This is a genomic window from Kribbella orskensis, assembly GCF_004342085.1.
In the GTDB taxonomy this organism is placed as follows: domain Bacteria; phylum Actinomycetota; class Actinomycetes; order Propionibacteriales; family Kribbellaceae; genus Kribbella; species Kribbella orskensis.
Genome location: NZ_SLWM01000011.1, coordinates 115492 through 127349, shown reverse-complemented (window position 1 = coordinate 127349; position 11858 = coordinate 115492). Strand labels below are relative to the sequence as shown.

At 68.6% G+C, this 11858-nt stretch carries 12 protein-coding genes; 7 read left to right on the top strand and 5 right to left on the bottom strand.

The window, feature by feature from the left end:
* Positions 1-35 precede the first annotated feature (35 nt).
* Together EV644_RS26615 and EV644_RS26610 are read left to right on the top strand one after the other, a co-directional pair.
* The gene (locus EV644_RS26615) at positions 36-734 is read left to right on the top strand and encodes a ribonuclease HII (RefSeq protein WP_132191484.1); all 699 of its coding nucleotides are present in this window, start codon (positions 36-38) and stop codon (positions 732-734) included.
* Between the two features lie 76 nt (positions 735-810).
* A complete protein-coding gene (locus EV644_RS26610; protein WP_077012708.1) occupies positions 811-1134 on the top strand; it encodes a DUF2469 domain-containing protein in 324 nt (107 codons plus the stop codon).
* Between the two features lie 20 nt (positions 1135-1154).
* Here EV644_RS26610 and dprA read toward each other — a convergent pair whose 3' ends face one another.
* The 4 genes from dprA to EV644_RS26590 all read right to left on the bottom strand — a co-directional run bounded on the left by dprA (position 1155) and on the right by EV644_RS26590 (position 6171).
* Positions 1155-2522 carry a DNA-processing protein DprA gene (gene dprA, locus EV644_RS26605; RefSeq protein ID WP_241998807.1) on the bottom strand — a complete coding sequence of 456 codons (1368 nt, stop codon included), beginning with the start codon at positions 2520-2522 and terminating at the stop codon, positions 1155-1157.
* Positions 2519-4096 carry a YifB family Mg chelatase-like AAA ATPase gene (locus tag EV644_RS26600; RefSeq protein ID WP_132191485.1) on the bottom strand — a complete coding sequence of 526 codons (1578 nt, stop codon included), beginning with the start codon at positions 4094-4096 and terminating at the stop codon, positions 2519-2521. The genes dprA and EV644_RS26600 overlap by 4 nt, the downstream gene beginning before the upstream one ends.
* On the bottom strand, positions 4096-4452 hold the full coding sequence (locus tag EV644_RS26595; RefSeq protein ID WP_132191486.1) for a YraN family protein: 357 nt from the start codon (positions 4450-4452) through the stop codon (positions 4096-4098). The genes EV644_RS26600 and EV644_RS26595 overlap by 1 nt, the downstream gene beginning before the upstream one ends.
* Before the next feature lie 102 nt (positions 4453-4554).
* A complete protein-coding gene (locus EV644_RS26590) occupies positions 4555-6171 on the bottom strand; it encodes an APC family permease (RefSeq protein WP_132191487.1) in 1617 nt (538 codons plus the stop codon).
* 135 nt (positions 6172-6306) lie between these two features.
* Here EV644_RS26590 and EV644_RS26585 point away from each other — a divergent pair, with 135 nt between their 5' ends.
* Entirely contained in the window at positions 6307-7248 is a 942-nt protein-coding gene (locus tag EV644_RS26585) for a tyrosine recombinase XerC (RefSeq protein WP_132191488.1), read from the top strand.
* Between the two features lie 31 nt (positions 7249-7279).
* On the top strand, positions 7280-7759 hold the full coding sequence (locus EV644_RS26580; protein WP_132191489.1) for an RrF2 family transcriptional regulator: 480 nt from the start codon (positions 7280-7282) through the stop codon (positions 7757-7759).
* 47 nt (positions 7760-7806) lie between these two features.
* Here EV644_RS26580 and EV644_RS26575 read toward each other — a convergent pair whose 3' ends face one another.
* A complete protein-coding gene (locus EV644_RS26575; RefSeq protein WP_132191490.1) occupies positions 7807-8709 on the bottom strand; it encodes a M23 family metallopeptidase in 903 nt (300 codons plus the stop codon).
* Positions 8710-8994: 285 nt separating this feature from the next.
* On the opposite strand from EV644_RS26575, the gene rpsB reads away from it, so the two are divergent.
* From rpsB to pyrH, 3 genes are all read left to right on the top strand, one after another.
* Entirely contained in the window at positions 8995-10008 is a 1014-nt protein-coding gene (rpsB, locus tag EV644_RS26570; RefSeq protein ID WP_132191491.1) for a 30S ribosomal protein S2, read from the top strand.
* An 84-nt stretch (positions 10009-10092) separates the two neighbouring features.
* Positions 10093-10911, top strand: a complete 819-nt coding sequence (gene tsf / locus EV644_RS26565; protein ID WP_132191492.1) for a translation elongation factor Ts — start codon at positions 10093-10095, stop codon at positions 10909-10911.
* Positions 10912-10961: 50 nt separating this feature from the next.
* Positions 10962-11723 (top strand): UMP kinase, encoded by a 762-nt coding sequence (pyrH, locus tag EV644_RS26560; RefSeq protein WP_241998810.1) that lies wholly within the window; start codon positions 10962-10964, stop codon positions 11721-11723.
* The last annotated feature ends 135 nt before the right edge of the window (positions 11724-11858 follow it).

The window sequence follows — 11858 nt, the reverse complement described above, 5'->3', positions numbered from 1 at the left end:
GTCCCGGTGCGGAACGAGGCAATACGGAGTCGCGGATGAGTGCACTTCCGCGCGGCATCACCATCCGGCGCGACGCCGGTCTGTACGGCTACGAGCGGGCGCTCCGGCGTGTCGGGCTGGACCCGATCGCCGGTGTGGACGAGGCCGGCCGCGGACCGTGTGCCGGACCGCTGGTGGCCGCCGCGGTGATCCTGCCGGACGGCAAGCGCGGCCAGATCCCCGAGCTCGCGGACTCGAAGTTGCTGACGGCGAAGGCACGTGATCGCTGCTACGACGAGATCCGCGAACGCGCCGTGGCGTGGTCGGTGGTCTCCATCGAGGCCGCCGAGTGCGACCGGCTCGGCATGCACGTCGCCAACGTCGAGGCGCTCCGCCGGGCGCTCTTCCGGCTCGACCTGCGCCCGCAGTACGTGCTGACCGACGGGTTCGGGGTCGACGGGCTCGGCGTGCCGGGGCTCGCGATCTGGAAGGGTGACCGGGTGGCAGCGTGCATCGCGGCCGCCTCGGTGATCGCCAAGGTGACCCGGGACCGGATCATGCAGCACTGGCACGAGGTGTACCCGCAGTACGATTTCGCGGTTCACAAGGGATACTGCACCCCCGAGCACCAGGCGGCACTGGACGAATACGGCCCGTGTCCACAACATCGACGGCGGTTCGAGAATGTCCGCCGCAGTATGCGGACCGACATGGGACAGAATGTGACCAGTCCCACCGGAGTGGAGAGCCGATGAGCGAGCGCAGCGAGCGAATAAACAACAGAGCCGCCTTAGCGCTCACGCCGGAGCCGAGCGCTAGCGAGGTGGAGGCGTGAGCGCTGACGACCTCGAGAAGTACGAGACCGATATGGAGCTACAGCTCTATCGGGAGTACAAGGACGTCGTCGGGATCTTCAAGTACGTGGTGGAGACCGAACGGCGGTTCTACCTGTGCAACGCGGTCGACCTGAAGGTTCGCACCGAGGGCGGCGACGTCTACTTCGAGGTGACCATGGCGGACGCCTGGGTCTGGGACGTCTACCGCTCAGCCCGCTTCGTCAAGAACGCCAAGGTCGTCACCTTCCGCGACGTCAACATCGAGGAACTGGCCAAGACCGACCTGGAAGTCCCCAAAGACTCCGACTTCGGCCGCTAACCCCACCTACATCCTCACGGCTAGGGGAGGGTGGTTAGGGCGTGGCGGTGGTTGGGGGAGAGGCGCCAGCCGGGTGAGTGGTATTCGACTAGGTCGAGCTCGGCGAGGGTTTCGAGGCATTCCTGGACGGTGTCGAGGTCTAGGCCTGCGGTGGTGGCTATGCGGGTGGGTGGAGCTGGGGTGACGACCGGGACGGCGTCGAGGGTGCGTTGGACGTCGGGGTCCAGGTTGTCTGTGGGGGTTGCGGGGGCGTGGGGGTAGGTGGTCAGTCGGGTGCCCAGTGGGGAGATGGCTTCCAGTACGTCGGCGACGCTCGTGGCCAGTACTGCGTTGCGCTCGCGGACCAGGAGGTGGACGCCTTCGGACATGCGGGAGGTGATGGGCCCAGGGACGGCGAGGACCGGGCGGCCGCATTGTTCGGCCCAGCCTGCGCTGTTGAGGGCACCGCTACGAACTGCTGCCTCGACAACAACCGTGCCGAGGGTGGTTGCCGCTATCAACCTGTTGCGAGCGAGGAAGCGGAGCTTGGTCGGCGAACAGCCCGGAGGTAGTTCGCTGACGAGCAAGCCATCTTCGGCGATTCGGTCGAACAGGTTCGTGTTGCTCTTCGGGTAGCTGACATCCACGCCGCAGGCGAGGATCGCGATGGTGATGCCGGAGCCGGCCAGCGCTCCTCGGTGAGCGGCAGCGTCGATCCCGTAGGCGCCGCCCGAGACCACCGTGGTGCCGTTCTCTGCGAGTCCAGTGGCAAGCTCCGAAGCCGCGTGCTCGCCGTACGACGAACACGCGCGGGCGCCGACCATGGCGACTGAGCTCGCCAAGCTCTGGCGGAGGTCGGGTTTGCCACGGACCCAGAGGCCGAAGGGGACGCCGCCACGCCGGCTCTGCTGGCCGGCGTCAGCCAGTACTTCGACCTGCTCGGGCCACTCGTCGTCGCCAGGGATCACGAACCGTGCGCCTGCCGCCTCGGCGCGCTCCAGATCCCGCTCGGGCCGGACTTCCGCCACTCGCGGGGCCCATCGCTCGAACCTTGGAGCGTTGGTCTTCAGGAGTCGCCAGGCCTCCACGGCGGACAGTTCGGCGAACGTCTCCAGCGCGACGGGGTCCCCGGGCTCGATGACGCGCGACAACCCCGCTCGCGCGATTCTCTCCTCGTCCCACTCCGCGCGCCGAGTCTGCAGTTTCGGTGGCTCAACTCCACGCCCACTCCCACCAGCAACCGATCGTTGCCCACCCTCATCGGTAGTCGAGCACTCACGGTCGCCCGCCTCGGCACTGCTCGGTTCAGGGAAGTCAGGGGGAGCGATGAACCGAGGGACAGTGGCGGGGGTCAGTTGGGGCTTGGACAGCTTCAGGTGGCTGTTCAGGTGTTCCAGGTTGGTGTTCATGGCGTGGTTTCCCTGATTCGACGGATGTTGGTGAGGGGAGTCAGTGGGACGCCGCTGCGGAGTTGGAAGGCCTGGTGCGTGAGGTCTGGTGTGGGGCGGTCCAGGCCCTCCAGATCGGCCAAGGTCCAGGCGAGGCGGACCACTCGATCGAAGCCGCGGGCTGTCAGGCGGCCGTCGGCGTAGAGGGATTCGAGGGTCTTCTGGCTGGCCTCGTCGAGTGGATACTCGCGGCGCATGATCGGGCCAGGGATCTCGCTGTTGAGGATCCACCCGGTGTTCCGGTATCGGGAGGCTTGCCGGTCACGAGCGGCTTTCACCCGCGCGGCGACTTCTGCGGTGGACTCGGGGCGATCGCCATCGGCCACTCCGCGGGCAGCAGGGAGGATCTGGCGCTGGATGTCGATGCGGTCCTTGATCGGGCCGCTGATCCGCTGGCGGTAGCGGGTGAGGACTTGTGGCGTGCAGTTGCAGATTCCGTTGGGCGTGCCCGATTGACCGCAAGGGCAGGGGTTGGCAGCAAGCACCAGCAGGAATCGGGCCGGGAACTTCGCCACGGCCGCCGAGCGGTGCACCTCGATGAAGCCGGACTCCAGTGGTTGGCGGAGCGTGTCGAGAGTCAGCGGGTGCATTTCGGGTGCTTCGTCGATGAAGAGGATGCCCCGGTGGGCACAGCTGATCGCGCCCGGGCGCGGCACGCCCGACCCGCCACCGACCAGACTCGACAGGGAGGCGGTGTGGTGTGGGGCGATGAAGGGTGGGCGAACGACCAGTTCCGCGTCGCTGGTGAGCAGGCCGGCCAGCGAGTGCACGGCTGACACCTCCAACGAGTCGTCCGTGCTGAGGTCCGGCATCAGCCCCGCCAGACGCTCGGCGAGCATCGTCTTGCCCGAGCCCGGTGGGCCGTGGAGGAAGATGTGGTGCGCGCCGGCGGCCGCGGCTTCGATGGCACGGCGACCCTCTTGCTGTCCGAGCACGTCGTCGAGATCCACCTCGGGCACCCGGGTCAGCGACTCGGACATCAAACGCGGCTCGGCCCGGGGCGGCGCTTCGTCGGGGATCTCCACGCCGCGGAGCAAGGCGAGCACCTGCCGCAGCGAGCGAACGCCGTACACCTCGATGGACGGCACGAGCTTGGCTTCGGCGGCGTTCAGTTCTGGGACGACGATCCGCTCGAAGCCCGAGCGTGACGCGGCCAGCGTCATCGCGAGCGCGCCGCGGACCTCGCGGATCCTGCCGTCGAGGCCGAGCTCGCCGATGATGGCCGTCTGGCGCAGTCGATGGTTGTCGACGACACCACCTGCGGCGAGGAGTGCACACGCGATGGCTACGTCGTAGTGGGAGCCGGTCTTGGGCAGGGTGGCGGGGGAGAGGCCGATGGTGACCTTGCGGTCGGGGAACTTCTCGCCGCTGTTGACCACGGCGGCGCGGACCCGGTCCCTTGCCTCTGACAACGATGCGTCGGGCAGACCGATCAGCGTGGTCTTCGGCAGGCCTTGGGCGATGTCGGCCTCGACCTCGACCAGGTGGCCTTCGAGGCCGACCAGGGCGACGGACCAGGCCTGGGCCAGCGGCATCAGGCCACGCCCCTGACATGGTCGACGCTCGGGTCGCCGCCGCGTGGCAGGAGCACGGCGATGACATCGATCCGGACCTCGCCCGGCCGCAGGTCGTGCTCCTGCAGCCAGCGGCCGACCAGCCGGCGCAGTTTCACCAGCTTCTTGTAGGTGATGGACTCCAGCGGGCTGCCGTAGTTCAGCCCGCGGCGGGTCTTCACCTCACAGACGACCAGCGCCTCGCCGTCGCGGGCGACGATGTCGATCTCGCCCAGCTCGCAGCGCCAGTTGCGCTCGAGGATCGCGAAACCGCTCTTCGCGAGATACCTGGCGGCGAGCTCCTCGCCGTACTGCCCGACTGCGTCCTTGGTCCGCATCGATGACCACCTCCGGCTAAGAACATGCCGGGAAAGTCACCGATCTCGGGGCCGACTTCAGAGCCTGTGGACAACAGGCTCGTCAGCGGTGCCGCGAGAACCTCAGTTGCGCATGTGCTTGCCGCGCGTGGACTTCGGTGGCGTTCGGACAGCGCGAAGCTCGTTGTCGTCCGGCTCCGAGCGGTACGCCTGCAGGCCGCCCGTTCCCGGGTCGGTGTCGCCGATGTCGAAGTCCCAGCTGTCCTCGTTCGCCAGGCGGCTGTGCCAGCGGCCGTAGAGGCCGTAGATCGCGAGGCCCAGCAGCATCCAGAGGCCGAACTTGGTCCACGTGCTCGTCTTCAGGTTGAGCATCAGCCACAGCGTCGCGGCGAGCGACAGGAGTGGGATGAGCGGCACCATCGGCACGCGGAAACCGCGCTCGAGGTTCGGCTCGGTCCGCCGCAGTGTCAGCACGCCGACCGCGCAGAACGCGAAGCAGAAGAGCGCACCGATGACCAGCAGCTCCTCCAGTTCGAGGACCCCCGGGTACAGGGTCAGCGCGATCGCGGCGAAGCCGGCCGCGGCGGCGGCGCGAGCGGGAGAGGAGTAGACGCGGCTGACCCGGCCGAGACTCTTCGGCAGCAGGCCGTCACGGCCCATGTTGAAGAGCACGCGGCTCTGCGCGATCAAGACGACCATGATCACCGTCATCAGGGCTAGCAGTGCCCCGAGATTGACCACCTTGGCGGCCCACCCGACCCCGACCGCGGACATCGCCTCCGACACCGGTGCGGCACCACCCAGCTGGCCGTAGGGCCGCATGCCCACCAGCACCACGGCCATCGCGACGTACAGGATCGTCACGGCGCCGACGCCGAGCAGCATGCCCTGCGGGACCGTCTTGCGCGGGTTCCGGGCGTCCTCGGACGCGGTCGCGATGAGGTCGAAGCCGATGTAGGCGAAGACGATCGAGCTGGCGGCCGTGAAGATGCCCATCAACCCGAAGGAGCCGAAGGACGAGTCCAGGATCCAGCTGAGCAAGGTCGGACTGGCCGTGGCGGGTGCCGGGCGCGCGTCCGGGACGAACGGCCGGTAGTTGTCGAAGTTGATGTGGGTCGCGCCGATGACGACGACCAGCACGATCACCGCGACCTTCGCCAGCACCACGACCGTGAGCACCCGGGCCGAGAGCTTCGTGCCGGTCACGATCAGCGCCGTCAGGACCAGCAGCAGCAGCGGGGCGACCAGGTTGACCTTGGCGTCCGGGCCGAAGAACTGCGCGATCCCTTCGGGAAGGGTGACACCGAATCCGTCGAGGGTCGCCAGGAAGTACGCGGACCACACTCTGGCCACGATCGCGGCCGCGGTGACGAGTTCGAGCACGAGCGCCCAGCCGACCAGCCAGGCCCACATCTCACCGAAGGTCACGTAGCTGAAGGTGTAAGCGCTACCCGAGACCGGGATCGTCGACGAGAGTTCGGCGTAGCAGGCCGCAGCCAGCACGCACACCACCGCGGCGATCAGGAACGACAGGATCACGGCAGGGCCGGCCACATTGGCAGCCTGCTTACCGCTCAGGCTGAAAATGCCGGACCCGATCATCACACCCAGTCCGAGAACGACTAGGTCGCGACGACCGAACAGACGCGGCAGACGGTGCCGCGCATCCTCGACTCGAGTGAACGCCGACTCGACCGGCAGGCGCCGGCCTACGGTCTGTCCGTTCGCTGAGGGGGCCATGGTCAGGGGTGCCTCCGTTGCTACTAGGGCAATCGGGCCGAACAGTAGTCGACCAGTGGGCTACGGGCCAGACCTCCTGTGTCGAACTCCGCGCGGCTGCTTGCGCTGCCGGGGCCACTCCCGCATGGTCAGGACATGGTGCCGGACGATGTCAGCGAAAGCCCTTCCAGGCCAGAAGGTTTCTCTTTGTTACTGGCTGACTACGAACGGCATCTGACGGCGGAAAGGGACCTCAGCGAACATTCGGTGCGAGCCTACATCGGTGATGTGATGGATTTAATCGATCATTTGACTCGTCTTGGTCACGATGATCTGCGCAGCCTCGACATCCGCGGGCTGCGTTCCTGGCTGGCGAAGCAGCAGAGCCTCGGCAAGGCCCGCAGCACCATGTCCCGCCGTGCCACGGCCGCGAGAGTCTTCACCGCCTGGGCGCAGCGGACCGGCCGGATCGAGACCGATCCAGGCGCTTTGCTCGCCAGTCCCAAGCCGCACAAGCCGCTCCCGGGCGTGCTCGGGCAGGCCGACACGCGGGCTGTGCTCGACGCCGCGGCGGTCGCGGCCGACGATGGCAGCCCGGTCGGACTCCGCGATCTCGCGATCATGGAGTTGCTCTATGCAACGGGTATCCGGGTCGGCGAACTCTGCGCGCTCGACATCGACGAGGTCGACGACGCGCGGCGGGTGGTCCGCGTCTTCGGCAAGGGCCGCAAGGAACGCTCGGTCCCGTACGGCGTACCGGCGGGTGCTGCGTTGGACAGGTGGCTGGCGGAGGCGCGGCCGAAGCTCGCGCGGCCGGCGAGCGGGCCGGCGTTGTTCCTCGGCTCTCGAGGCGGGCGGATCGATCAACGGGCCGTCCGGCGGCTGGTCCACGCCCGGATCGACGCGGTGAACGCGCCGGATCTGTCGCCGCACGGGTTGCGCCACACGGCCGCGACACATCTGCTCGAAGGCGGCGCGGATCTCCGGAGCGTGCAGGAATTGCTGGGGCATGCGTCGCTGGCGACGACCCAGATCTACACGCACGTCTCGGGGGAAAGGCTGCGACGCGCCTACGAACAAGCCCATCCACGGGCCTGACCTGGGGCCTGGATACGGCAGACTGCGGATCATGCGGGTTTCGGCGAAGTCTGACTATGCGCTGCGGGCGCTGATCGAGATCACCCAGCGGTGGGTGTCGAACGACCCCTCGGTGGTTTCCGCCGAGGAACTCAGTCGTGCGCAGGGCATTCCGCACGGCTTCCTGCAGGGCATCCTGGCCGATCTGCGCCGGGCCGGGGTGCTCTCGAGCCAGCGTGGACAGTCCGGCGGGTGGAAGCTCGCCGTCGATCCGAACGAGGTCTCCGTCGCGGATGTGATGCGCGCGGTGGACGGGCCGATCGTAAGCATCTCCGGGGTCCGGCCTGAGAGCGTCGCCTACAACGAGCGCGCTGTCGTGTTGCAGCGCGTGTGGATCGCGGCCCGGGCCAGCCTGCGAGACGTGCTGGAGCACACGACCCTCACGGACCTGGCGAAGGGCAAGCTCCCCGCCGGGGTCGAGCGCCGCTCCCGCGACGAGGACGCCTGGCAAGCCCGCGTCCCCGGTAGCTAGCAGGCCCGCGTCGCCGGTAGTTAGTAGATCGGGCCGCTGGCCTTGCATCAGTGGCGCCTGATCATCAGCCCGCCGCCGACCGTGAGGACACCGGCCGCGGCGACGACAAGGCCGGCGGCCAAGTCGCCACCTTCACCGGACGGGCGATCCAGAGCCGTAGCCGTGCCGCCAGCTACACCGGGCGTTTGATCTGGACCAGCGGTCACACCATCAGCAGCTCCGGTCGGCTGCGCTGGGCCCGCGGCCATGCCGCCAGCCTCTCCGGTCGGTTGGTGTGGCGCAGCGGCCATGTCGCTGGCTTCGGGGGATGGTTGGTTCGGGGCAGCGGCAGGGTTCTGGCCTTTGGAGGGCTGGGGCGTGGGGTGGCTGTTCGGGGGTGGGTCTGCGGTGGGGCGGAGGGTGGCGGGGTTGGTGGCTGGGGTGAGTGGGAGTAGGCGGACTGGCTTGCTTCTGAGGAGGGTTAGGGGGTTGAGGTAGGTGTCGGACTGGAGGAGGCCCCAGTGGAGGCAGGTTTTGGGGGCGCAGTGGGAGCCAGCGGCTGACAGGGTGCCGAGGATCGAGCCCGGTGCGACCGCGGCGCCTGGCTTGATCGCGGGGACCACTGGTTCGTAGGTCGTGCGGATGGGGCCGCGGGAGACGACGATGACGCCGCGGCCGGCCAGCGGACCGGCGTACGTGATCGTGCCGGAGGTGGCTGACCGGACGGGCTGGCCGGGAGAGCCGGCCAGGTCGAGGCCTCGGTGCCCTGGGAGCCAGGGCTTCGGCGGCCGCTCGAAGCCTCGGATGACGGCTGGGCGCGGGTCGAGGGGCCAGACCGCCTCGGGAGGCGCCGTGGGGACAGGGGCTGCGGTGGCCGGCGCGGGGAGAAGCCAGGGGAGGGCGGCTAGGAGGAGGGCTGCCAGGGCTCTGGGGGTGAGGTTGGGGCGGGCGGCTGTGGACGAGGGATTCATACCTGGAAATGTGCCGTTGGATGCGGCGGTAGGCGGTGGGAAATTGCCGCCTGTGGATAAGTGGGGCCCGGTTCGCTCCCCGCGGGTGTCGTCCCGTAGACTTTTGGAGGCGTCTCACGCGAGTGGGACGACTTCGCACGCCCGCATCCAACACGTACCCCTCGGTCCCGGCTCGCTGGGATGGGTTCGCGCGGGCGTCAGGCGCGGCGGACCATCCCGGTCCGGCGCGGGACAACCGAGACAGGCGTCTCCGGCTGAGCCGGGGCGCGACAGGAGGAACACCTCATGGCCGTCGTGACCATGAAGCAGCTGCTCGAGAGCGGCGTCCACTTCGGGCACCAGACCCGTCGCTGGAACCCGAAGATGAAGCGATTCATCTTCACCGAGCGCAACGGCATCTACATCATCGACCTGCAGCAGTCGCTGTCGTACATCGACCGCGCCTACGAGTTCGTCCGGAGCACCGTCGCCTCCGGCGGCGCGATCCTGTTCGTCGGCACCAAGAAGCAGGCCCAGGAAGCCATCGCCGAGCAGGCGACCCGGGTCGGCATGCCCTACGTGAACCAGCGCTGGCTGGGCGGCATGCTCACCAACTTCCAGACCGTCAACAAGCGGCTCCAGCGCCTCAAGGAGCTCGAGCTGCTGGACTTCGACGACGTCGCGGCCTCCGGGGTGACGAAGAAGGAGCTGCTGCAGAAGCGTCGCGAGCACGACAAGCTGCTCAAGACCCTCGGCGGTATCCGTGACATGGCGCGCGTTCCGGCCGCGGTCTGGATCGTCGACACCAAGAAGGAGCACCTCGCGGTCGACGAGGCGCGCAAGCTGAAGCTGCCGATCATCGGCATCCTCGACACCAACTGCGACCCGGACGAGGTCGATTTCCCGATCCCGGGCAACGACGACGCGATCCGCTCGGTCGGCCTGCTGACCCGCGTGGTGGCCGACGCCGTCGCCGACGGTCTGATGTCGCGCGGTGGCCAGGGCGCCACCGCGGCCGGCGAGGAGCTGGGCGCCGAGGAGCCGCTGGCTGCCTGGGAGCGTGAGCTGCTGGAGAGCCAGAACGGCGCCACCACCGAGGCCAAGAAGGCCGACGCCCCCGCGGCCGACGCCCCTGCGGCCGACGCCCCTGCGGCCGAGGCTCCCGTGGCCGACGCCCCGGCCGTCGAGGCCGCTGCCGCCGCCGACGCGGTCGCGGAGCAGCCGCCGGTCGCCGAGACCGCCGCTGTCGCCGAGACGATCGCCGAGGCCGATGACACCCCGGTCGAGGGCACCGAGGCCCCGAAGGCCGACGAGGCCTGATCAGGCTTCCTGGTCGCCCGGCCTGTGGGCCGGGCGACCGCTCCCATCCAGCTGACGCATCGACAAAGATCGAGAGAACGAGGAATGGCGAACTACACCGCCGCTGACGTGAAGAAGCTCCGCGACGCCACCGGCGCGGGCATGATGGACGCGAAGAAGGCCCTCGAGACCACCGACGGTGACTTCGAGAAGGCGATCGAGGAGCTGCGCATCCACGGCGCCGCCAAGGCCGCCAAGCGTGGCGCCGAGCGCTCCGCCACCAACGGCCTGGTGGCCGCCGCGGAGAACGCGCTGGTCCAACTGAACTGCGAGACCGACTTCGTCGCCAAGAACGAGCAGTTCCAGCAGCTCGCGGCCGACATCGTCGCGCACGCCGCCGCCAGCAAGGTGGGTGACGTCGAGGGTCTGCTCGGCGAGAAGCTGGCCGACGGCAAGAGCGTGGCCGAGAACATCGAGGCCCTGGCCGCCGTCATCGGCGAGAAGCTGGAGCTCGGCAAGGTCGCCGTCTTCGACGGCAAGGTCGCGGCCTACATGCACAAGCGTGCGGCCGATCTGCCGGCCCAGGTGGGCGTGCTGGTCGAGTTCGAGGGCGACAACCTCGACGCCGCCCGTGGGGCGGCCATGCAGGCCGCCGCGATGCGGCCGCTGTACACCACCCGCGACGAGGTCCCGGCCGAGACGGTCGAGAACGAGAAGCGGATCGCCGAGGCGACCGCCCGCGAGGAGGGCAAGCCGGAGCAGGCGCTGCCGAAGATCGTCGAGGGCCGGGTGAACGGCTTCTTCAAGGAGGTCGTGCTGCTCGAGCAGTCGTCGGTCCAGGAGAGCAAGAAGACCGTGAAGGCAGTTCTGGACGAGGCCGGCGTGACCGTCAAGCGGTTCGCTCGCTTCGAGGTCGGAGCCTGAGGGCTCAGCGACCAGCACTAGTCAACGCAGTCGACGAGGAGGCCGGAGTCGTGACGGAAACCCTGGGTACCGAGACGAATCCGGCCTCTTCGCCGTTCGATCCGGCCTACCACCGGGTGCTGCTGAAGTTGTCGGGTGAGGTGTTCGGCGGCGGCAAGCTCGGCGTCGACCCCGACGTGGTGAACTCGATCGCCAAACAGATCGCCGAGGTGGCACGGGCCGGAGTACAGGTCGCCGTCGTGGTCGGCGGCGGCAACTTCTTCCGCGGAGCTGAGCTCCAGCAGCGCGGGATGGAGCGCAACCGCGCCGACTACATGGGCATGCTCGGCACGGTGATGAACTGCCTGGCCCTGCAGGACTTCCTGGAGAAGCTGGGAGTCGAGACCCGGGTGCAGACGGCGATCACGATGGGTCAGGTCGCCGAGCCCTACATCCCGCGCAAGGCCGAGCGGCATCTGGAGAAGGGTCGCGTGGTGATCTTCGGCGCCGGATCCGGCATGCCGTACTTCTCCACCGACACGGTCGCCGCCCAGCGGGCCCTGGAGATCGGCGCCGAGGCGCTGCTGATGGGCAAGCAGGGGGTCGACGGCGTCTACGACTCCGACCCGAAGAAGAACCCGGACGCGGTCAAGTTCGACCAGCTCTCGTACGACGACTTCCTGGCTCGCGGGCTGCGGGTCGCGGACGCGACGGCGATCAGCCTGGCCCGCGACAATGCGCTGCCGATCGTCATCTTCGGACTCGAGGAGGGCAACATCGCCCGCGTCGTCCGGGGCGAGAAGATCGGCACGGTCGTCTCGCCGGGCCAGTAGCCTCGTTTCCACCAGGCTCGCCGGGCCAGTAGCCCGATTTGCACTAAGATCACGCTCAACACACGGCCGGATGTCCGGTATCTGGTAAACCTGCGTTCGTAGGGTTGGAGCGGCCGCAACCGATGCGGCCACTAG

Bases quoted from the DNA above. Each gene is read 5' to 3' on its own strand.
- EV644_RS26615 (WP_132191484.1), top strand. From the start codon at position 36: ATGAGTGCACTTCCGCGCGGCATCACCATCCGGCGCGACGCCGGTCTG.
- dprA (WP_241998807.1), bottom strand. From the start codon at position 2,522: ATGAACACCAACCTGGAACACCTGAACAGCCACCTGAAGCTGTCCAAG.
- EV644_RS26600 (WP_132191485.1), bottom strand. From the start codon at position 4,096: ATGCCGCTGGCCCAGGCCTGGTCCGTCGCCCTGGTCGGCCTCGAAGGC.
- EV644_RS26595 (WP_132191486.1), bottom strand. From the start codon at position 4,452: ATGCGGACCAAGGACGCAGTCGGGCAGTACGGCGAGGAGCTCGCCGCC.
- EV644_RS26590 (WP_132191487.1), bottom strand. From the start codon at position 6,171: ATGGCCCCCTCAGCGAACGGACAGACCGTAGGCCGGCGCCTGCCGGTC.
- EV644_RS26585 (WP_132191488.1), top strand. From the start codon at position 6,307: ATGGTGCCGGACGATGTCAGCGAAAGCCCTTCCAGGCCAGAAGGTTTC.
- EV644_RS26580 (WP_132191489.1), top strand. From the start codon at position 7,280: ATGCGGGTTTCGGCGAAGTCTGACTATGCGCTGCGGGCGCTGATCGAG.
- EV644_RS26575 (WP_132191490.1), bottom strand. From the start codon at position 8,709: ATGAATCCCTCGTCCACAGCCGCCCGCCCCAACCTCACCCCCAGAGCC.
- rpsB (WP_132191491.1), top strand. From the start codon at position 8,995: ATGGCCGTCGTGACCATGAAGCAGCTGCTCGAGAGCGGCGTCCACTTC.
- tsf (WP_132191492.1), top strand. From the start codon at position 10,093: ATGGCGAACTACACCGCCGCTGACGTGAAGAAGCTCCGCGACGCCACC.